Here is a 19,145-nt window from a genome sequence, read left to right as displayed (position 1 = left end):
AGCGGTCACCAGTCTAGCGCCTCCACCGGGGTGATTCGTACACGTTCACCGTGTCGGTTCCCTCAGGCGCACGCCATTCCGTCCTCGGGGACGGTCAGGTCGATGAGGTACTCGTCCACCATCGCGTCCACGCACCGGTCGCCCATCCGGTAGCCGGTGTGGCCGTCGCCGTCCCGGGTGACCAGGAAGCCGGAGTCCAGCTGCTCGGCGAGCGCCTGCGCCCAGGCGTACGGCGTGGCCGAGTCGCGCGTGGTCCCCACCACCATGATCGGGTCGGCGCCCTCGGCGTCGAGCGGACCGCCGGGGGCCACGGCCTCCTCCGGCCAGTAGGCGCACGGCAGCGCGCCCCAGGCGAGCCCCGCGCCGAAGTTCGGCGACTCCTCCTCCGCCTCGGCCGCGGCCCGCGCGTAGGCCTCGACCTCGCGCGGGCTCGGCGAGTCCGAGCAGTTGACCGCGATGAGCGCCGCGGTGGAGTTCTCGTAGTCCTCGGGCTCGGACCGGCTGTACAGGTCGTCCGCGAGCAGGATCAGGGCCGTGCCCTCACCGTTGTCCATGGCATCGGTGAGCGCCTCGCGCACCCGCGGCCACCAGGCGTCGGTGTACAGCGCGGCGAGCACGCCGAGCTCCGCGCGCGTGCGGTTGACCTCGCGGTCGTCGAGGGCGTTGGGGAGCGGGTCGGCGGCCACGTCCTCCAGGAAGTCGTTCAGCACCGCGATGCCGTCGTCCACGCTGTCGCCGGGACCGCCCAGCGGGCAGTCCTCCCGCCCCAGGCAGTCCTCGACGAACGCCCGCAGCGCGGTCTCGAAACCGGTCGCCTGCGCCACGCTGAGGTCGAGCTGGTCCTGGCTCGGGTCGACCGCCCCGTCCAGGACGAGCGCGCGGACCCGGTCGGGGAACTGGTCGGCGTACTGGGCGCCGATGTGCGTGCCGTAGGAGGCGCCGAGGTAGGTCAGCCTGTCGTCGCCCAGCAGCGCGCGCAGGACGTCCATGTCACGCGCGACGTCGGCGGTGCCCATGTGCAGCATGAGGTCGGGCGCGTTGGCCTCGCAGGCCTCGACGAACTCGCGGCTGTTCTCCTCCAGCTCCGCCATGCCCTCCTCGGTGACCTCCGCCAGGTCCGCGTCCCCGTCCTCGGAGTCCACGTCCGTGCCGAGGAACTCGTCGAGCTCGACGGCGTCCAGGCAGGTGAGCGGCGTACTGCGCCCCACCCCGCGCGGGTCGAACCCGACCACGTCGAAGCGCTCGCGCACGTCGTCGCTGATCGTGTAGGCGGCCTGGTCGACGTAGTCGAACCCCGATCCCCCGGGACCGCCGGGGTTGACCACCAGCGATCCGATGACGTCGTCGCCCTCGGCGGACAGGCGCTTGACCGCGATCTCGATCCGCTCACCGCCGGGGTCGTCGTAGTCGAGGGGCACCTCGAAGACCGCGCACTCGGTGCCCTCCAGACCGGACTCGCAGCTGTCCCAGTCGAGCTCCTGACCGGTGAACTCCGCCAGGGCGCCGGTGGCACCGGCCTCCTCGGGGCTCCCCCCGGCCTCGTCGGCGCCGCCGAACGTGCAGCCGGTCGCCAACAGCACCGCTCCCGCGAGCGTGGCCGCCAGCGGCCCCCGATTGATCGTGCCCACCCGTTGTCCGCCCTCTCCGTGTCGGCCGACCGTGGTCGGCGCGCGCCGTCGGCGCCGCACCATTGTGCCGGACCCGGTACCGGGTTCGCCCCGGCCCCCGCCCGTCGCCCCCCACGACCCGCAACGATCATCCCGGGCGGGATACTCCCCCGCGGCGCCCCGGGAACGGTCAACCGGCGAGCAGAGCCGAGGTCATGGCCTCCATGGCGATCTGCGGGTGCACGTTGGCGGCGATCCGCTCGCGGCAGCCCATGATGGCGTCGATCCTTCGGAGCGTGTCCTCTGGGGTGCTGGACCGCGCCACGCGCTCCAGGTCGCCGGAGCGGTCCGCGGTGGACCGTTCCACCCCCGCGCCCAGTTGGAGGGTGAGCACGTCGCGGTAGAACGCCGCCAGGTCGAGCAGCGCGCGATCGTAGGAGTCGCGTTTGATCCGGGTGGCGCGCCGCTTCTGTCGATCCTCCAGCTCCTTGAGCGCGCCCGCGGCGCCCCGGACCGCCTTGGCCACCCCCTTGCCGGTGGAACCCTCGCCGAAGGCCGCCTTCAGCTCACCCCTCTCCCGCTCGTCGAGGGCGGCGGTGAGGGCCTTGGACTCCTCCTCCGCGATCTCGTAGAGGCGGGCGGCGGCCGTGACGCACGTGCCGAGCCCGTCGAGCCGGGCGGGGATGGCCAGCACCTCCTCCCGCCGCCTGCGCGCCTCGGGGTCGGTGGCCAGTTGCCGGGCCCGGTCGAGCCGTCCGGCGGCGGCCCGCGCGGCGGCCTGGGCGGTCTCCGGGTCGACGCCCTCGCGGCGGACGAGCGCGTCGACCACCTCCCGCGTGTTCGGCGTGGTCAGGGTGACCAGCCGGCAACGGGACCGGATGGTGACGAGCAGGTCGTCGGGTGTGGGCGTGCACAGGAGCCACACGGTCCGGGGCGAGGGCTCCTCGACCGCCTTGAGCAGGGCGTTGGAGGCGGCCTCGGTGGCCCGGTCGGCGTCCTCGAACAAAACGATGCGGAACCGCCCCCCGGAGGGCTTGGATCCGGCGCGCAGGACCAGGTCACGGGTGTCGGCGACGCCGTAGCTCAGCCCGCTCGGCCGCACGTACAGCACGTCGGGATGGGTCCCGGCGAGCGCCTGGTGGCAGGAGCCGCAGTGCCCGCAGCCGCCGTCCCGGCACTGGAGCGCGGCGGCGAAGGCGCGCGCCGCCTCCGAGCGCCCCGATCCGGGCGGACCCGTGAACAGCCACGCGTGGGTCATTCCGCCGCCGGAACCGCCCGCGACCAGATCCCCCGCCGCGGCGACGGCGCGTTCCAGCTGGCCGACCGCGGCGCCCTGGCCGACGAGGTCGTCGAAGACCGTCACCCTTCACCCTCCCGTCACCCGCCTCGAACACCCCGCGGCGCGGTTCCGCTCGTGGACCCGCGCTGATGTCTGGTTCAAGGATAGGAGCCGACACCGACGACGGGCACCGTCGTCTAGGTTCCACCCATGGCCTCGATCTCCCGACCCCCCGCGACCCGTGCGGACTTTCCGTGCTTCTCCCCTGTCTTGGAGCCCTACCCCCTGCCGCCCGTCACCCGCCTGTGGACCGCCGACCAGTGGGCGGGGATCCGCCTGGGGCTGGTCTCCCGGGAGATGGAGGAGAGGTGGGACGCGTTCGTCGAGGACGACCGGCTCCTCGTCATGCGGAGCTGGACCGGCCGTTGCTTCTATGAGGCGGTCTTCGCCCCCCGCCCCGGGGGTTGGCGGATCACCGGCATGTGGGGGGAGGGAGCGCGGCCCGACACCGCGCCGCTGCACTCGCTGTTCCTCGAGCTGCTGATCCTGGGAAGCATCCTGGGGACGCCCGACCGAGCGTTGTGGGAACGGTTCGACGCCCTGGGCGGGCTGTCCGGGATGTACGGCCCACCGCCCGGAGGGCCCCGTGCCCGCCCCGGGCGCCAGGGCGGGCACTGACGGCGGACGCTACTCGTCCTTGATGACCGGGATCATCCCGGTCACGGCCTCCGAGCCGCTCGGCACCGGGTCGGGCAGCAGTGCGCGGACCCGGCGCCGGATCTCGCGGCCGATCTTCTCCTGCGGCTCCCGGGCGTCCAGCACCAGGTAGCGGTCCGGGTCCGCCTTGGCCAGGCCCAGGAAACCCTGCCGGACCCGCTCGTGGAACTCCGCCGACTCGGACTCGATGCGGTCGGCGGGGCCGCCGAGTCGGGACAGTCCGTCCTCGGGGCGGACGTCGAGCAGTACGGTCAGGTCCGGGACCAGACCCTGGGTGGCCCACGCGCTGATGTCGCCGATCTCCTCCGACGACAGGTCGCGCCCGGCCCCCTGGTAGGCGAGCAGCGAGTCCACGTAGCGGTCGCTGATCACCACGGCGCCGCGTTCGAGGGCGGGCAGGATCTCGCGTTCGACGTGGTCGGCCTTGTCGGCCGCGTACAGCAGCACCTCGGCCCGGGGCGTGATGTGCGAGTTCTCCTTGTCCAGGAGCAGCCCGCGCAGGCGCATGCCCAGTTTGGTCGCCCCCGGCTGCCGCGTGCCGATGACCTCGAAGCCCTGGTCGCGCAGCCACACGGTGAGTTCGCGGACCTGGGTGGACTTGCCCGCGCCCTCGCCTCCCTCGACGACGATGAACGCGCCGCCGTGGCCCGTCTCCTCCTCGTCCTCGTCACCCCTCGGGTCGACGCCGCGCAGGGCGGCGACGAGTTCGGGAAGCAGGCCGGGGCCGGCGTCGGGCACGTTCCGGTTCATCTGGCGGTAGCACACGAGCGCCACGACCACGGCGAACAGACCGGAGACCATGAGGACCACGCCGCTGCCGCGCAGGTCGTAGGTGAGCGGGCCGACCGGCAGGGCGTAGTCGCCGATGAGGCCGGCGGCGATCGGCGCGAGGGCGGTGGAACCGACCAGCACGATCCGCGCCGCGCCGTGCAGGAAGGCGAAGGTCCGCCCCCGGTACTCGTCCTCGACCTCGTGGCCGAGCATCGTCAGACCGATCACCCACGCGATCCCCGCGCCCATGCCGAGGAACGCCGTGAGCACGGCGGTGAGCACCATGTCGGCGACGGCGCCGGCGAGCAGCAGGGCCACGCCCGCGACGACGATGCTCAGTCCGAAGAGGCGGCGGCGACTGAACTTCTTGAGCACCCGCGGGCCGGCGAGCATGCCCAGCGCCATCCCGGCGAAGACGGCCGCGAAGACCATGCCGAAACCGGCGTTGCCCGCGCCCAGGGACTCGACGTGGATACGGCCGACACCGACGACCGCGCCCCCGGCGGCGAAGGCGCCGAGCATGCCCAGCACCAGGCCGCGCACGAGCGGGGTCCCGCCGACGTAGCGCCACCCCGTCCACACGGCGCGCAGGATCCCGCTGTCGGCGGTCGCGTCCTCGTCGTCACTCGCCGCCTTGTGCTTGGGGATCGGTAGACCGACGACCACGATCGCGGCGACGAAGAACGTGACTCCGTTGAGGTACAGAGCGATGTCCGCCTCAGGGCTGGCCATCGAGGGCAGCAGCGCGCCGAGCACGTTGCTGACCGAGGCGAGCGCGGCGAACACCAGGGCCGCCACGGGCGCGGTGCCGTAGGTGGTGAGCAGGCTGAGCTGGTTGGCCTGCTCCAGGAACTTCTTGGGCACCAGGTTGGGGACGGTGGCGTCCTTGGCCGGGGCCCAGAACAGGGCGACGATCTCGGCCAGGAGGTTGGCGATGAGCAGCCACTCCAGGGCGAAACCGGGAAGGAACAGCCCGACCAGAGGGATGGAGACGTACAGCAGACCGCGCAGCACGTCGCCGACGACCATCGTCCAGCGCCGGTCGAGGCGGTCGGCGACCACCCCGGCCAGAGGGCTGAACAGGATCGACGGGGCGAGCTTGATCACCACCACGCCGCTGACCGCCAGGTACTGGACGAGCTGGGAGCTGTCAGCGGTGAAGATCGCCGCCAGCGACATCAGGGCCAGCAGGCTGAGCCAGTCGCCCAGGCTGGAGAGGGAAAGCGAGATCCACAGCCTTCTGAAGGGTGAGATCGCGAGGACGTGGCGCGCCTCGGACGGCGCTCCCAGGGGTGCAGATCTGCTCATAGCGCTCAAGATTATCGGTGAGGGGGATAGGGACCGGCGGGTCGACGATCCGCCGCAGGTGATTCGAGAGATGGAACTGGAGGTCACACACGTTTCACGTGTTCCCCTCCGCCACACACAGACTAGTACGGAACATGAGTCCCGGACAGGGGGTGTTCGCGGCGGGTCACCGCCCCGGCCCGGGAACACCGCGCCCGGGCGCTTCCCTCAGGAAGGCCCGGGCGGACGCGGTGTGTCAGGACTCGCCGTCGGCGGGCTTCCTCGCCGTCGTCCTCGGCGTGCCGTCCTTCTTCGCCGCGGTGCTCTTCGCGGCCGCGGTCTTGCGCGTGGTCGACGCCTTCTTCGTCGTCGCGGCCCCGGACTTGGCGGCCGTCGACTTCTTCGCCGTGGTCGACTTCTTCGCCGTGGTCTTCTTCGCCGCGGGCTTCTTCTTGGCCGGAGCCTTGGCCCGGCGCTCGGCGAGCAGCTCGGCCGCGCGCTCGTCGGTGATCGACCCGACCTCGTCACCCTTGCGCAGGGAGGCGTTCACCTCCCCGTCCGTGACGTAGGGGCCGAACCGCCCGTCCTTGATGACCATCTTGGCGCCGGAGGCCGGGTCCTGGCCCAGCTCGCGCAGAGGCGGAGCGGCCGCGCGGCGCCCGCGCTGCTTGGGCTGGGCGAAGAGCGCCTTGGCCTCGTCCAGGGTGACCGTGAAGATCTGCTCCTCGGTCTCCAGGGACCGGCTGTCGGTGCCCTTCTTCAGGTAGGGGCCGTACCGGCCGTTCTGCGCGGTGACCTCCTCACCGTCGAGCTCGCCGACGACGCGGGGCAGCGACAGCAGCCGCAGCGCGTCCTCCAGGGTGACGGTGTCCAGGTCCATCGACTTGAGCAGGGAGCCCGTGCGCGGCTTGACCTTCGTCTTCGCCTTGCCCTTGCCGTTCTCCTCGGAGGGCTCCTCGATGACCTCGGTGACGTAGGGACCGAAGCGCCCGGACTTGGCCACGATCGCGCGGCCGGTCTCCGGGTCGGTGCCGAGCTCACGGTCGCCGCTGGGCTGGGCGAGCAGCTCCTCGGCCTTGTCCTTGGTCAGCTCGTCCGGGGCCAGGTCCTCGGGGACGTTGGCGCGCTCCCCGTTCCGGTCCAGGTACGGGCCGAACCGCCCCACCCTCAGGACGATGTCCGTGCCGGGCAGCGGCAGGGAGGAGACCTCCTTGGGGTCGATCTCGGCCAGGTGGTCGCCCACCAGCTCCTTCAGACCGGTCTCCTGCTGGCCCTGCGGGTCCTCACCGCCGAAGTAGAAACGGCGCAGCCACGGCAGGCTCTCCGTCTCGCCGCGGGCGATGTCGTCGAGCACCTCCTCCATGCGGGCGGTGAACTCGTAGTCCACCAGGTTCCCGAAGTGCCGCTCCAGCAGCTGGACCACCGCGAAGGCCAGGAAGGACGGCACGAGCGCCGTGCCCTTCTTGAACACGTAGCCGCGGTCCAGGATGGTGCCGATGATCGAGGCGTAGGTGGACGGGCGCCCGATCTCCCGCTCCTCCAGCTCCTTGACCAGGGTGGCTTCGGTGTAGCGGGCGGGCGGACGGGTGCTGTGCCCCTCGGCCTCCAGCGTCTGGGCCTTGAGCGGGTCGCCCTCGGCCATCGCCGGGAGGCGCCGCTCGCGGTCGTCCAGGTCGGCCGCGGGGTCGTCGGAGCCCTCGACGTAGGCCTTGAGGAACCCGTGGAAGGTGATGATCTTGCCGGTCGCGCTGAACTCGGCGACCTCGCCGCTGGCGGAGGTGCCCTCGATCCGCACGGTGACGGACTCGCCGACCGCGTCCTTCATCTGGGAGGCGACCGTGCGCTTCCAGATCAGCTCGTAGAGGCGCAGCTCCGGTCCGGACAGGCCGGTCTGGGAGGGGATGCGGAACTCATCGCCCGCCGGGCGGATGGCCTCGTGCGCCTCCTGCGCGTTCTTGACCTTGCTGGCGTACACACGCGGCTTGTCGGGCACGTGGTCGGCGCCGTACAGACGCCGGGCCTGCGAACGCGCGGCGGTCACCGCGCTCTCCGAGAGCGTGGTGCTGTCGGTGCGCATGTAGGTGATGTGACCGTTCTCGTACAGCCGCTGGGCGACCTGCATGGTCTGCTTCGCGGACAGGCCGAGCTTGCGGGACGCCTCCTGCTGGAGGGTCGTGGTGCGGAACGGCGCGTACGGGGAGCGGCGGTAGGGCTTGCGCTCCACGGACTTGACCGCGAAACCGGCGCCGGTCAGCCGCTCGGCGAGTCCGCGCGCGGCCGCCTCGTCCAGGTGGCGGACGGAGCGGTCGGAGCGCAGGGTGCCCTGGGAGGTGAAGTCGCGGCCGAGGGCCACACGCGTGCCGTCCACGCTGACCAGAGCGGCGGGGAAGGAGGCGGGCCCTTCGGTGACGCCCGCCTCGGTGGCGTCGAAGACCGCCTTGATGCCCCAGTACTCGGCGGAGGTGAAGGCCATCCGCTCGCGTTCGCGCTCGACCACCAGGCGTGTGGCGACCGACTGCACCCGCCCGGCGGAGAGCTTGGGCATGACCTTCTTCCACAGCACGGGGGAGACCTCGTAGCCGTAGAGGCGGTCCAGGATGCGGCGCGTCTCCTGCGCGCTGACCAGCCGCGTGTTCAGGTCGCGCGTGTTGTTGGCCGCGCGCTGGATGGCGTCCTTGGTGATCTCGTTGAACACCATGCGGCGGACGGGGATCTTGGGGTTGAGCTCCTCGCGCAGATGCCAGGCGATCGCCTCGCCCTCGCGGTCCTCATCTGTGGCGAGCAGCAGTTCGTCGGCCTCCGCCATGAGCTCCTTGAGCTTTTTGACGTGCGACTTCTTGTCGGCGTTGACGACGTAGAGCGGCTCGAAGTCGCCGTCGACGTCCACGCCGAGCCGTGCCCACGGCTGCCCCTTGTACTTGGCGGGGATCTCGGCGGCCTTGGTGGGCAGGTCACGGATGTGGCCGATGCTGGACTCCACGACGTAGCCGCGGCCCAGATAGCCGGCGATGGTCTTCGCCTTGGCGGGCGACTCGACGATGACCAGAGCGGTTCCCGCTCCCTGCCGTCCGCTGTCCTTCGAGCCGTTCTTGCCGGCGCTGCCCTTCGTGGGTGGCACGCTGTTCCCCTACGTCTAGCCCTACGTGATCTGTCCGACCGTGGTCCTGCGGTTTCCTGGGAACCGACAGTAACCGAATACCAGGCCCTCCCCCGTCGATGGGTGAGTGGCTCCTCCAGTCCGGGGTTCCTCCCCGACCCGGGCACCAGGCTCACAACCACCGGCACCCGCAGAATAAGCGTTATCCGAACCGATACCGCTCCACGGCGTCCGCGCGTGGCCGTGGCGACCGTCTCCCACGATCGCCCTGCGGCTCCGGAGAGCACCCGGAACCCACCTTCGCAGTGACATCAGTCACACTCGGAGAGTCGGCGTTCCACGACCACCAGAATGCGACGAGTCCTCCCGGATATTCCCGGGAGGACTCGGCTCACGTCCTGGGTCGGTGACCGTCACCCCCACGCTCCCGCAGTCCACCGCGATCCATTACGGAACGGGAGTGCGGAGGCGACTCACCGGACACGGACGGTGTCCGCGGCGCCGGAGCGCCGGTCGCGGAACCTCTTCCCCCGGGCGTGTACCGCCGTCCGGTGGTGTTCGGCGTCTCGCAGTCCACCGCGATCCATTACGGAACGAGACACCGCACTCCTCCGGCCGTGCGGCCCACGGCCCCGGGTCGAAGACCCCGCTGGGTCGTTACAGGCCCACGCCGGCGACCCCGAGCAGCTGACCGACCGGGTCGGCGGCCTGCATGGCCGAGGCCTCGGGCAGCTCGTCGGCCCGCTCGGGGGCGTGCTCCTGGACGGCCTGGGTCGTGGTTTCGCTCAGGCCGTACTGGACGGGGACCATCTCCGAGACGGGCACCTCGGGCAGTTCGTGCAGGACGGGAGCGGCGTCCAGGACACCCGACTGGTGCTCGACCGGGGCGCTCATGTGGTCGACCTCGGCGGTGTCACCGGTGGAGCTCGCCCCGGCGGTGCCGAGCACCGCGCCGACCGCGTTGCCCGTGATGTTCACCGGCACGTCGCCGTCGATGACGGCCTGGTTGCCGCCGAGCACCGAGCCGTTGCCGGAGGTGGCCACGTCGTGGCTGTCGTGCACGACCGCCTCGGTGTCGGTGGCCGCCGCGCCCGCGACGCCGCCCACGGCGCCGATCGCGTTACCGGAGAAGTTGACCGGGACCGCCAGGTCGGCCACCAGCTGGTTGCCGCCGACCAGGGAGCCGTTGCCGGAGGTGGCGATGTCCGAGTGCGCCATGTGCTCGCGCTCGACGGGCGCGGACTGCCGGAGCACGCCCGCGTCCACGCCGGAGGTGTCGGGCAGCACCTGGACGTTCTCGGCGGCCTCGCCGACCAGGTCCATCGTGTCGAACTCGGCGGGGGCCGACTGGTGGGCGCGGTAGCCGTCGCCGTTGTCACCGTCGTGGCCCTCGCGGCCCGCTGTGTCGTGCACGATCGCGTTGGCGTCGGTGGCCGCCGCGCCCGCGACGCCGCCCACGGCGCCGATCGCGTTACCGGAGATGTTCACCGGCACGTCCAGGTCGCCCACGATCTGGTTGCCGCCCAGGACCGAGCCGTTGCCCGACGAGGCGATGTCGCGGTCGCCGCCGCGGCCGTGGCGGTGACCGTCGTGCACGACCAGGGCGTCGGCGTCGGTGGCCTGGGCACCGGCCATGCCGCCCAACGCGCCGACGGCGTTGCCCGCCACGTTGACCGGGACGTCGCCGTCGATGACGGCCTGGTTGCCGCCCAGGATCGAGCCGTTGCCCGAGGTGGCGATGTCGCCCTCGTCCTCGATCACGGCCGCCGTCGAACCGGTGCAGGAGGCCCCGGAGACGCCCAGCACGGCCCCGACCGAGTTGCCGCAGACGTTGATGGGCACGTCGCCGTCGACGACCAGCTGGTTGCCGCCGGCGATCGAGCCGTTGCCGGAGGTGGCGATGTCACCGTCGGCGAACGCCACGCCTGTCCCCAGGGCGACGAAGCCGGCTGCCAGGAGCATGGCCTTCGCTGATGTGCCAGCCCACTTACTCATGTGGGAAGTCCTTTCGGAAAACGAGTTGAGAAGGTGTCGTGCTTGGGGCCACAGGCCGTTCCGCGTCCCTGGGTGGGACGCGGGCCCTCGACCGAGCCCGGGGATCATCCGGTCGGCCGCGCACCTGGGCGGTGCGTGTCTGCCGGGCTGGTGAGCGCGCCGCGGTTCGGCTCCACTGGGTGCGGGCGAACGCGCGCGCTCGGTCGATCAGCTCCGCTCTGGGTGAGCGGCGGCTGACGTGAACCCCGCGATCTCGGCTGCGGCCGGTGCTGCGGGACTCGCGTCAACCCCCGGGCCGCTCGGCGGCCCGGGCGGCCGATCAGGCGCGGGCGCGCCGGCGAAGACCCAGGAGGATCAGTCCGGCCCCGGCCGCGGCGGTGGCGAGGGCTGCCACGACCATCCAGAGCACCCCGGTTCCGTCGGTTCCGGTGACGGCGAGCTCGGTGTCGTCCTCGGCGGGGGCGGACTCCTCGAGGGAGGGCGTCCCCGGCCGCTCCTGCGGGGGCGCGCCCTCCTCGTCCCCCGGCACCTCACCGCGGTTCTCCTCGGTGGGGGCGGGGGACTCCTCCGGGCTGGGGGAGGCGGTCGCCTCCGAGGTCTCGTCCTCGCCCGGGGTGTCCTCCCTGGGGTTCTCCTCAGGGATCTGCTCTCCGTAGCCGTCGTAGCCGTCGTCGGTACGGCGGTCGGCCGGTGACGCCGGGGTGGTGGGCTCCCCGCTCGGCCCGTCGTGGACGACGGCCTCGCCGTCCACGCACCCGGCGCCGGCCACGCCGACCACGGCGACGGCGTTGCCGCAGACGTTGACGGGGACGTCGCCGTCGACGACCAGCTGGTTGCCTCCGCCGATCGAACCGTTGCCGCTGGTCGCGGTGTCGGCGTGGGCGGAGCCACCGGCGGCGGTGAGGAATCCGACCGCCACGAGGGCGGCGACGCGGGAAGCGGCTGCGTAGGTCATCACATGTCCTTGGGTCAATGAGGAAGTCTGTTGGCGGCTCATGTGACCACGGACGGTGACTCCAGGCTTGATCAGCCGAAGGAGTGGTGACCCACCGGCAAGGGTGGGCGGATCGCGCGCTGGGCGCGCTGACCGGCCGCGGTCGTCAGGCGCGACTAGTCAGGGGAGTAGGAGGGGTCGTCCGCGGCGTCGCGGACGACCAGGGTGGGGTCGCCGGGAAGGGCGACCCGCTGGGCCTGGGGCGCGGTGTGCACGGCCCTGGCCATGAGGAATCCGGCCGCACCGGGCGTGGGGAACGACGGAGCGGACGCACCGGTCGCGTCGGTCCCGGCCGAGTGCGGCGTACCGCCCGCGATGAGGCGGATCCGGTCGGCGGTCTCGCCGTCGTCGCCGGTGGCCGACACGTCGGCCGCCTCGGACGGAGCCGCGTTCCAGAGGGTCGCGGGCGAGACCACGGTCGTGGCCGGGTCGGACTTCGGGGTCCCGTCCCGGTCCCGTACCGCGTCCGGGGCGGCGGCCCCGGCCGTCTCGGGCAACGTGACGGGGTCGGTGCCGGCCTCGAGGACCGGCAGGTCGACGGGGACCGTACGGCGCACGGTGTCGCCGACCCCCTCCCCCGCGTCGGTCAGGCCCTCGGTGACCGTGTCGACCAGGCCGGTGCCGCGCAGGGAGTCATCGGTGGTCTCCACCACTCCCCGGCTCGCGCGGGCGACGCCGGTGACGAGTTCTCCGGCACCGCGTGCGGTGCCGTCGACGGCCCGGGCGGTGTCGCCGACCACGCGGGTGGTGGCCGCACCGGCGGCGGCCTCCTCGAGTGCCGCCGTGACACCGGTCCCGTCCAGGGCGTGCGCGGGAAGCGCCGCGGCCTGGGGGACGACGGTGTCGGTGAGCGACGAGGCCCGGTCCCCGGCGCCGGCGAGCACGTGCTCACGCGTGGCGTCGGCCCGGGCGGTGTCCTCGGTCGCGTCCTCCGCTCCGATGACACGACCGACCAGTCCGCCGGTCTCGGGGGCGGTGTCGGCCTGCGCGACACCGAACCCCCCGGCCAGCCACGCGACGGCGGCGATACCGGACAGGAGCAACAGTCGAACGTAGGGGCCCTGGGCATCACGGGCAGCGCGGCTGGACGACACCAGCCACCCTCGTCCCGCGAGCACCATCGGATGCCCCCCTCATCTCACTGTCACTGGACGGTCCCGTGCGGCGGATCTACCGCGGTCGCACGGCGGTGCCGTGTTCGTGGCGCGCGCTGACGCGAGCGCCGAACCTCAGCACCGTCGAACTGAAAGCAACCGTATCATCACGTTGGGTGAGCGTGGACGTGATCGCGGATCGCGCCGAGAAGTTCTCGGCGCTTCCGCCCCGGAAGGGCACCGCGAACCCGGACAGGGTCAGCTCATGCCGACGAACCTGTCCAGAACACGCACCCCGAACCGAAGGCCGTCGATCGGGACGCGCTCGTCGACACCGTGGAACATTCCCGCGAAGTCCAGCTCCGGCGGCAGCCGCAGGGGCGAGAACCCGTAGTTGCGCACGCCCAGGCGGGAGAAGCTCTTGGCGTCGGTGCCGCCGGACAGGCAGTAGGGCACGGCCCTGGCCCCCGGATCCTCGGCCGACAGGGACTCCTGCATGGCGGTGACCAGACCGCCGTCGAAGGAGGTCTCCACCGCCGGGAGGTGGTGGATGAACTCCCGGCTGACCTTCGGCCCGAGGAGGCGGTCGACCGTCGCGAAGTACTCGTCCTCCGTCCCCGGCAGGAATCGGCCGTCCACCTGCGCGGTCGCCTCACCGGGGATGACGTTGGCCTTGTAGCCGCCGCCGAGCACCGTGGGGTTGAGGGTGTTGCGCAGCGTGGCGCCGATCATCCGGGCGATCGGGCCGAGGCGGGCGACGGTGGCGTCCACGTCGCGTTCGTCGAACGGGATCCCGAACTCCTCGCAGATCTCCTCCAGGAAGGTCCGCACGGTGGGGGTGAGCTGCACGGGGAACTCGTGCTCGCCGAGCCTGGCGACGGCCGCCGCCAGTTCCGTGACCGCGTTGTCGGCGTTGACCATCGACCCGTGCCCGGCGGTGCCGCGCGCGGTCAGCTTCATCCAGGCGATGCCCTTCTCCGCGGTCTCCACCAGGTAGAGGCGGCGGTTCTCCCGAACCGTGAACGAGAAGCCGCCGACCTCGCTGATCGCGGCGTCGCAGTCGGCGAACAGCTCGGGGTGCTCGGCGACCAGGTACTGGGCGCCCCAGGTGCCCCCCGCCTCCTCGTCGGCGAGGAAGGCCAGCACGATGTCGCGCGGAGGGCGGCGGCCCTCACGCAGGCGCTGGCGGAGCATGGCCAGGACCATGGCGTTCATGTTCTTCATGTCGACGGCGCCGCGACCCCAGACGCAGCCGTCGGCGACCTCACCGGCGAAGGGGTGGTGGGTCCAGTCGTCGGGCGCCGCGGGGACGACGTCCAGGTGGCCGTGGACGAGCAGCGGGGGCCGACCGGAGTCCTCGCCCGCGATGCGCGCCACGACGTTGCTGCGGCCGGGGTGCTTCTCGTAGATCCGGGACTCGACGCCGACCTCGTCGAGCTTGCCCGCGACGTACTCGGCGGCCTTGCGCTCACCGGGCCCCGAGTGGTCGCCGTAGTTGGAGGTGTCGATCTCGATGAGCTCCCTGCACAGGTCGACGACCTCGACCTCGGCCGCGCTCAACGCGTTGTCCGGCTCTGCCATCTCGCAACTCCCGTCCCGCCGCATGGGCTCCTGCGTGTCCCACCGACCATGTCACGCCCGCACCCCGCCCGGAAACTGGTTCGCGGGGCCTCAGACCTTTGCTATGGTTGACCTGTCCGGCGCGGGAAGCGCCGAACACAGCCCAGTCCGGGTGGCGGAATAGGTAGACGCGCTAGCTTGAGGTGCTAGTGTCCGTTAAGGACATGGGGGTTCAAGTCCCCCCTCGGACACCAACGAAGACCCTGTTCGCAGGGTCTTTTTTGTTGCCCGGGGGCGCCCCCGCTCCCGCCGGGGCGCCCCCGGCGCGCGACCGGAGCCGGTTCGGGGCCTCTCGCCTCGGGGCTCGTTCGCGCCCCGGCGGATCCGCCGGGGAGGGAGACCGCCGAACCGGGTTCCCGGTGGGAGGCCGGGTCAGTAGAGAGCGTGCGCGCAGGCGATCAGGGTACGCAGTTCGACGTTGACGTAGTTGCCGTGCGCGAGCAGCTCGGTCAGCTGGGCGAAGGTCACCCAGGCGTAGTCGCCCCCGGTGGTCCCCCGTGCCGCGGCGGCCTCGTCGAAGTCCTCGGGCACCTCGACGATGGTGTACCGGTTCTGGGCGTGGAAGAAGCGCCCGCCTTCCTCCGACTGCACGGCGTCGTAGCGCAACCGCGCGGCCGGGGCGTGCAGGACCAGGTCCAGGTAGGGCGGGTGGGGGACGGCGTCGGGACCGGTGTGCTCGGCGGGACGGCAGTGCACGGTAGGCGCGAGTTCGGCGACGTTGAGGTGGCCCACGTCCACCCGGGCCTGCACCAGGGCATGCAGGACTCCGTCGACCCGTTTGACGAGCAGCGCGAGCAGGCCCGGATGGCGGGGCTGGATGAGGGGCTGGCTCCAGCTGGAGACCTCCCGGCTGGTGGCCGTGACGTCGGCGGCCAGTACCCGGAAGTGGCGACCGCTGCCGTGGGCGATCTCCTCGGGTGTGTGCTCCCAGCCGTCCCCGTCGACGGAGTCGAGCGGGACCAGCCGCTGCACCAGTTCCTCCAGGGCGCGGATGCCGTTGAACCAGGAGCCGATCTCCTCGTCGGTGCGCAGGGAGCGCGCCGACGGTTCGGTGAACGAACGCAGGAGCGCGGCGGTGAACCCGTCGCCGGCGCCCCGCTCCCCGCCGCCGCCGAGCGTGGGTAGGCAGGCGACGATGGACCTGGCGTCCATGTTGACGAGGTTGTCGGTGGTCAGCAGGGCTCGGATCTGGCCGAGCGTCAGCCAGCGGAAGTCCTCGCCGGTGTCCAGCTCCTCGTCGGGGGCGACCTCGACGACCATGTTCCGGTTGCGCTTGGCCAGGAACCAGTCGGCCTGCTCGGACTGGAGCACGTCGACCAGGACCCTGCACCGGCCGGGTGCGAGGAACAGGTCGAGGAAGCGGATCCCGCGCCCCCGGTGGACCCCGGTGAAGTTGCTGCGCGTGGCCTGGACGGTCGGGGAGATCTGGAGCGTGTTGACGTTGCCCGGCTCCATCTTGGTCTGCATGAGGAAGTGGAGGACGCCGTCGATCTCCCGCGCCACGATCCCGAGCAACCCCACCTCTGGTTGGACGATGATGGGCTGGCGCCATCCTCCCTCGGGAGCGCGGGAGCCGCGGACGTGCAGGCCCTCGACGGAGAAGAAGCGGCCCGACGCGTGGCGGAGGTTGCCGGTCCCCCCCTCGAAGTGCCAGCCGCGCATGGCCGCGAACGGGATGGGGGTGACCTCGAAGCTCCCCGCGGCGGCCCGTTCGGCGAGCCAGGCGGGGATGTCCGCGCTCGGCGTCACCCGGCTGTCCGGGGTCTGCGCCGAGGTCAGGACCCGGCGTGCCGTGTCCCTCCGGTCAGCCGCCGGGCGCCAGCGGGAGGCGGAGGAGGACGGCGGCCCGCCGGCCGACGGAGCACTGTCAACGAGCACGGTTGTTCCCATCACTGAGGGTCTCCTCGATCGTGCGGCAGACGGCTTCCCGCTGGTCCTGAAGGTAGAAGTGCCCGCCGGGGAAGACGTGCAGGGCGGTGTCCGCGGTGGTCGCCTCCCGCCACGCGCGGGCCTCGGACAGCCCCACGTTGGGGTCGGCGTCGCCGGTGAGCACCGTCAGGGAAAGGTCCAGGCAGGGGCCCGGGGCGTGGCGGTAGCGACCGGCCACCAGGTAGTCGGCCCGGAGGACGGGCAGGACCATGCGCAGCAGTTCCTCGTCGGCGAAGACGCTGGGATCGGTGCCCTGGAGCTTGCGCACCTCCTCGATCAGCTCCCGGTCGCCGAGCAGGTGGACGGTGTCGCGCCGCTCCACGGTGGGGCCGCGGCGACCGGAGACGAGGAGGTGTTCGGGCCGAGCCGCGCCGGTGTGGTGCAGCAGCCTGGCGACCTCGTAGGCGGTGGTCGCGCCCATGCTGTGCCCGAACAGGGAGAGGGGGATCCCGTCGGCGGCCTCCAGTACCCGGAGCAGCTCGGGCAGCACTCCCTCGGCCAGCTCCCCGACGGTGGTCGCGAACGGCTCGTGCCTGCGGTCCTGACGGCCGGGGTACTGGACCGCGTACACCTCGATCCCCGCCTCGGCGAGCCGTCGGGCGAAGGGGAGGTAGGCGCTGGCGGCGCCGCCGGCGTGGGGGAAGCACACCAATCGGTGCGCGGGCGCGGGGACCTCGGCGTAGCGGCGCAGCCACACGTTCTCTTCGGCCGCGGCGGGGGTGGCGCCGTGCGCGGCGATGGGGGACCTCATCTGCTCACCTGCTTCTGACGTTCGTTGGGGTCGGGGTCGGCGTCACACTCCGGCCGTGGCGGGCGCCTTCAGCGGTTCCCACCAGGCGCGGTTGTTCCGGTACCACTCGACGGTCGCGGCGAGTCCCTCGGAGATGTCCACGCGCGGCGCGTAGCCGAGTTCGGCGCGGATCTTGCCGGTGTCGACGGAGTAGCGCAGGTCGTGCCCCTTGCGGTCGGGAACCCTGCGCACGGCCGAGCGGTCCGCGCCGCACAGCCGCAGCAGCCGTTCGGTCAGTTCCACGTTGGTCAGCTCGGTCCCGCCCCCGATGTTGTAGACCTCGCCCGGCCGGCCGCCGGCCGCGACCAGCGCCAGGGCGCGGCAGTGGTCGTCCACGTGCAGCCAGTCGCGGCTGTTGCGGCCGTCGCCGTACAACGGGACCGGGTGGCCGTCCAGCAGGTGGGTGGTGAACAGCGGGATGACCTTCTCCGGGTACTGGTGGGGTCCGTAGTTGTTGGAGCAGCGGGTGACGCACACGGGCAGGCCGTGGGTGCGGTGGTAGGCCAGCGCCAGGAGGTCGGAGGCCGCCTTGGTCGCGGCGTAGGGGGAGTTGGGCGCGACCGGGTGGTCCTCGGGCCACGAGCCCTCGGGGATGGAGCCGTACACCTCGTCCGTGGAGACGTGCAGGAAACGGCCGACCCCCGCGTCCAGGGCGGCGTGCAGCAGCGTGCGGGTGCCCTCCACGTTGGTGGTGACGAAGGCGGACGCGTCGGTGATGGAGCGGTCGACGTGGGACTCAGCAGCGCAGTGGACGACCAGGTCGACGCCGTCCATCAGGCGTCGGACCAGGGCTTGGTCGCAGATGTCGCCGCGGACGAACTCCAGGTCCGGGTGGTCGGCGACGGGCGCCAGGTTGGCGATGTTGCCCGCGTAGGTGAGTTTGTCGAGGACCGTCACCCGGGTGGAGCCCAGGTCCGGGTAGGCGCCGGAGAGTGTCTGCCGGACGAGGTGCGAGCCGATGAAACCCGCACCTCCCGTCACGAGCACATGCATGGGAGAGCCTTTCGGGGTCACGCTACGGGTCAGCGGGAGTGCGGACGGCGCCGTGCCCTAGGTGAGGGTGACGGCGGACGCCTCGCGTGTGGCGACGTCGATGAGGTAGTCGCCGTAACTGGAGGCGCGCAGCTCCAGGCCGAGCTCGTAGCACTGCTCGGCCGAGATGAACCCCATCCGCAGCGCGATCTCCTCGATACAGGCGATGCGTTCGCCCTGGCGCTGTTCGAGCAGTTGCACGTATTGGCCCGCCTGGAGAAGGGAGTCGTGGGTGCCCATGTCCAGCCAGGCGAAGCCGCGGCCCAGTTCGGTCAGGCGGGCCCGTCCCTGTTCGAGGTAGACCTTGTTGACGTCGGTGATCTCCAGCTCGCCGCGTGCGGAGGGACGCAGAGTCCGGGCGATCTCCACCACGTCGTTGTCGTAGAGGTACAGGCCGGTCACGGCCAGGTTGGACCGCGGGTGCCGGGGTTTCTCCTCGATCGACAGCACCTGGCCCCCGTCGTCGATCTCCGCCACCCCGTAGCGCTGTGCGTCCTTGACCGGGTAGCCGAACAGTTCGCACCCGTCGAGGCGGGCCGCGCTCGCGGTCAGCACGGAGGAGAACCCGGGCCCGTGGAAGACGTTGTCACCGAGGATCAGGGCGACCTGGTCACGGCCGATGTGCTCCTCCCCGATGAGGAAGGCCTCGGCGATGCCCCGGGGTTCAGCCTGTTCGGCGTAGCTGATGTCCAGCCCGATCCGGTCGCCGTCGCCGAGCAGGGAGCGGAACATCTCCAGGTGGTCCTTGCCGGAGATGATCTGGATGTCGCAGATCCCGGCCAGCATGAGTACCGACAGCGGGTAGTAGATCATCGGTTTGTCGTAGACCGGCAGTACCTGTTTGGACAGGGTTCCGGTCAGCGGACGCAGCCTGGTGCCGCTGCCGCCCGCGAGAATGACGCCCTTCATCGCTCCCCTCCGGTGCCGTTTCGA

General features: G+C 71.8%; 13 protein-coding genes and 1 tRNA gene. 2 read left to right on the top strand and 12 right to left on the bottom strand.

Features of this window, described 5'->3' with window-relative positions; translation table 11 throughout:
• Positions 1-62: 62 nt before the first annotated feature.
• On the bottom strand, positions 63-1,628 hold the full coding sequence (locus tag KIK06_RS25910; RefSeq protein WP_268645487.1) for an alpha/beta hydrolase: 1,566 nt from the start codon (positions 1,626-1,628) through the stop codon (positions 63-65).
• Positions 1,629-1,797: 169 nt separating this feature from the next.
• Entirely contained in the window at positions 1,798-2,970 is a 1,173-nt protein-coding gene (locus KIK06_RS25905) for a DNA polymerase III subunit delta' (protein WP_268645486.1), read from the bottom strand.
• 126 nt (positions 2,971-3,096) lie between these two features.
• On the opposite strand from KIK06_RS25905, the gene KIK06_RS25900 reads away from it, so the two are divergent.
• The gene (locus tag KIK06_RS25900; protein ID WP_268645485.1) at positions 3,097-3,564 is read left to right on the top strand and encodes a hypothetical protein; all 468 of its coding nucleotides are present in this window, start codon (positions 3,097-3,099) and stop codon (positions 3,562-3,564) included.
• Between the two features lie 9 nt (positions 3,565-3,573).
• Here KIK06_RS25900 and tmk read toward each other — a convergent pair whose 3' ends face one another.
• The 6 genes from tmk to KIK06_RS25870 form a co-directional block, all read right to left on the bottom strand.
• Positions 3,574-5,682 (bottom strand): dTMP kinase, encoded by a 2,109-nt coding sequence (tmk, locus tag KIK06_RS25895; protein ID WP_017601720.1) that lies wholly within the window; start codon positions 5,680-5,682, stop codon positions 3,574-3,576.
• A 235-nt stretch (positions 5,683-5,917) separates the two neighbouring features.
• Positions 5,918-8,779 carry a type I DNA topoisomerase gene (gene topA / locus KIK06_RS25890; RefSeq protein WP_268645484.1) on the bottom strand — a complete coding sequence of 954 codons (2,862 nt, stop codon included), beginning with the start codon at positions 8,777-8,779 and terminating at the stop codon, positions 5,918-5,920.
• A 636-nt stretch (positions 8,780-9,415) separates the two neighbouring features.
• A complete protein-coding gene (locus tag KIK06_RS25885) occupies positions 9,416-10,753 on the bottom strand; it encodes a hypothetical protein (protein ID WP_268645483.1) in 1,338 nt (445 codons plus the stop codon).
• A 319-nt stretch (positions 10,754-11,072) separates the two neighbouring features.
• Positions 11,073-11,708 (bottom strand): chaplin family protein, encoded by a 636-nt coding sequence (locus KIK06_RS25880; protein ID WP_268645482.1) that lies wholly within the window; start codon positions 11,706-11,708, stop codon positions 11,073-11,075.
• Between the two features lie 155 nt (positions 11,709-11,863).
• Positions 11,864-12,841, bottom strand: a complete 978-nt coding sequence (locus KIK06_RS25875) for a hypothetical protein (RefSeq protein ID WP_327084667.1) — start codon at positions 12,839-12,841, stop codon at positions 11,864-11,866.
• Positions 12,842-13,099: 258 nt separating this feature from the next.
• Positions 13,100-14,422, bottom strand: coding sequence for a M20/M25/M40 family metallo-hydrolase (locus tag KIK06_RS25870; RefSeq protein WP_268645480.1), 1,323 nt, complete (start codon positions 14,420-14,422; stop codon positions 13,100-13,102).
• Positions 14,423-14,567: 145 nt separating this feature from the next.
• On the opposite strand from KIK06_RS25870, the gene KIK06_RS25865 reads away from it, so the two are divergent.
• A tRNA-Leu gene (locus KIK06_RS25865) sits at positions 14,568-14,655 on the top strand.
• Between the two features lie 178 nt (positions 14,656-14,833).
• Here KIK06_RS25865 and KIK06_RS25860 read toward each other — a convergent pair.
• From KIK06_RS25860 to rfbA, 4 genes are read right to left on the bottom strand one after another with little or no spacing between them, the layout of a single operon-like run.
• A complete protein-coding gene (locus tag KIK06_RS25860) occupies positions 14,834-16,339 on the bottom strand; it encodes an NDP-hexose 2,3-dehydratase family protein (protein WP_268645479.1) in 1,506 nt (501 codons plus the stop codon).
• A complete protein-coding gene (locus tag KIK06_RS25855) occupies positions 16,329-17,141 on the bottom strand; it encodes a thioesterase II family protein (RefSeq protein ID WP_327084666.1) in 813 nt (270 codons plus the stop codon). The genes KIK06_RS25860 and KIK06_RS25855 overlap by 11 nt, the downstream gene beginning before the upstream one ends.
• 42 nt (positions 17,142-17,183) lie before the next feature.
• Positions 17,184-18,173, bottom strand: coding sequence for a dTDP-glucose 4,6-dehydratase (gene rfbB, locus KIK06_RS25850; RefSeq protein ID WP_017601707.1), 990 nt, complete (start codon positions 18,171-18,173; stop codon positions 17,184-17,186).
• 57 nt (positions 18,174-18,230) lie between these two features.
• Positions 18,231-19,121, bottom strand: coding sequence for a glucose-1-phosphate thymidylyltransferase RfbA (rfbA, locus tag KIK06_RS25845; RefSeq protein ID WP_268645478.1), 891 nt, complete (start codon positions 19,119-19,121; stop codon positions 18,231-18,233).
• Between the last annotated feature and the right edge of the window lie 24 nt (positions 19,122-19,145).

It is taken from the genome of Nocardiopsis sp. EMB25 (assembly GCF_026797795.1).
GTDB classification, from domain to species: domain Bacteria; phylum Actinomycetota; class Actinomycetes; order Streptosporangiales; family Streptosporangiaceae; genus Nocardiopsis; species Nocardiopsis lucentensis.
This window is presented reverse-complemented; position numbering and strand designations above follow the sequence as displayed.

Bases quoted from the DNA above. Each gene is read 5' to 3' on its own strand.
- KIK06_RS25900 (WP_268645485.1), top strand. From the start codon at position 3,097: ATGGCCTCGATCTCCCGACCCCCCGCGACCCGTGCGGACTTTCCGTGC.
- tmk (WP_017601720.1), bottom strand. From the start codon at position 5,682: ATGAGCAGATCTGCACCCCTGGGAGCGCCGTCCGAGGCGCGCCACGTC.
- KIK06_RS25885 (WP_268645483.1), bottom strand. From the start codon at position 10,753: ATGAGTAAGTGGGCTGGCACATCAGCGAAGGCCATGCTCCTGGCAGCC.
- KIK06_RS25880 (WP_268645482.1), bottom strand. From the start codon at position 11,708: ATGACCTACGCAGCCGCTTCCCGCGTCGCCGCCCTCGTGGCGGTCGGA.
- KIK06_RS25870 (WP_268645480.1), bottom strand. From the start codon at position 14,422: ATGGCAGAGCCGGACAACGCGTTGAGCGCGGCCGAGGTCGAGGTCGTC.
- KIK06_RS25855 (WP_327084666.1), bottom strand. From the start codon at position 17,141: ATGAGGTCCCCCATCGCCGCGCACGGCGCCACCCCCGCCGCGGCCGAA.
- rfbB (WP_017601707.1), bottom strand. From the start codon at position 18,173: ATGCATGTGCTCGTGACGGGAGGTGCGGGTTTCATCGGCTCGCACCTC.
- rfbA (WP_268645478.1), bottom strand. From the start codon at position 19,121: ATGAAGGGCGTCATTCTCGCGGGCGGCAGCGGCACCAGGCTGCGTCCG.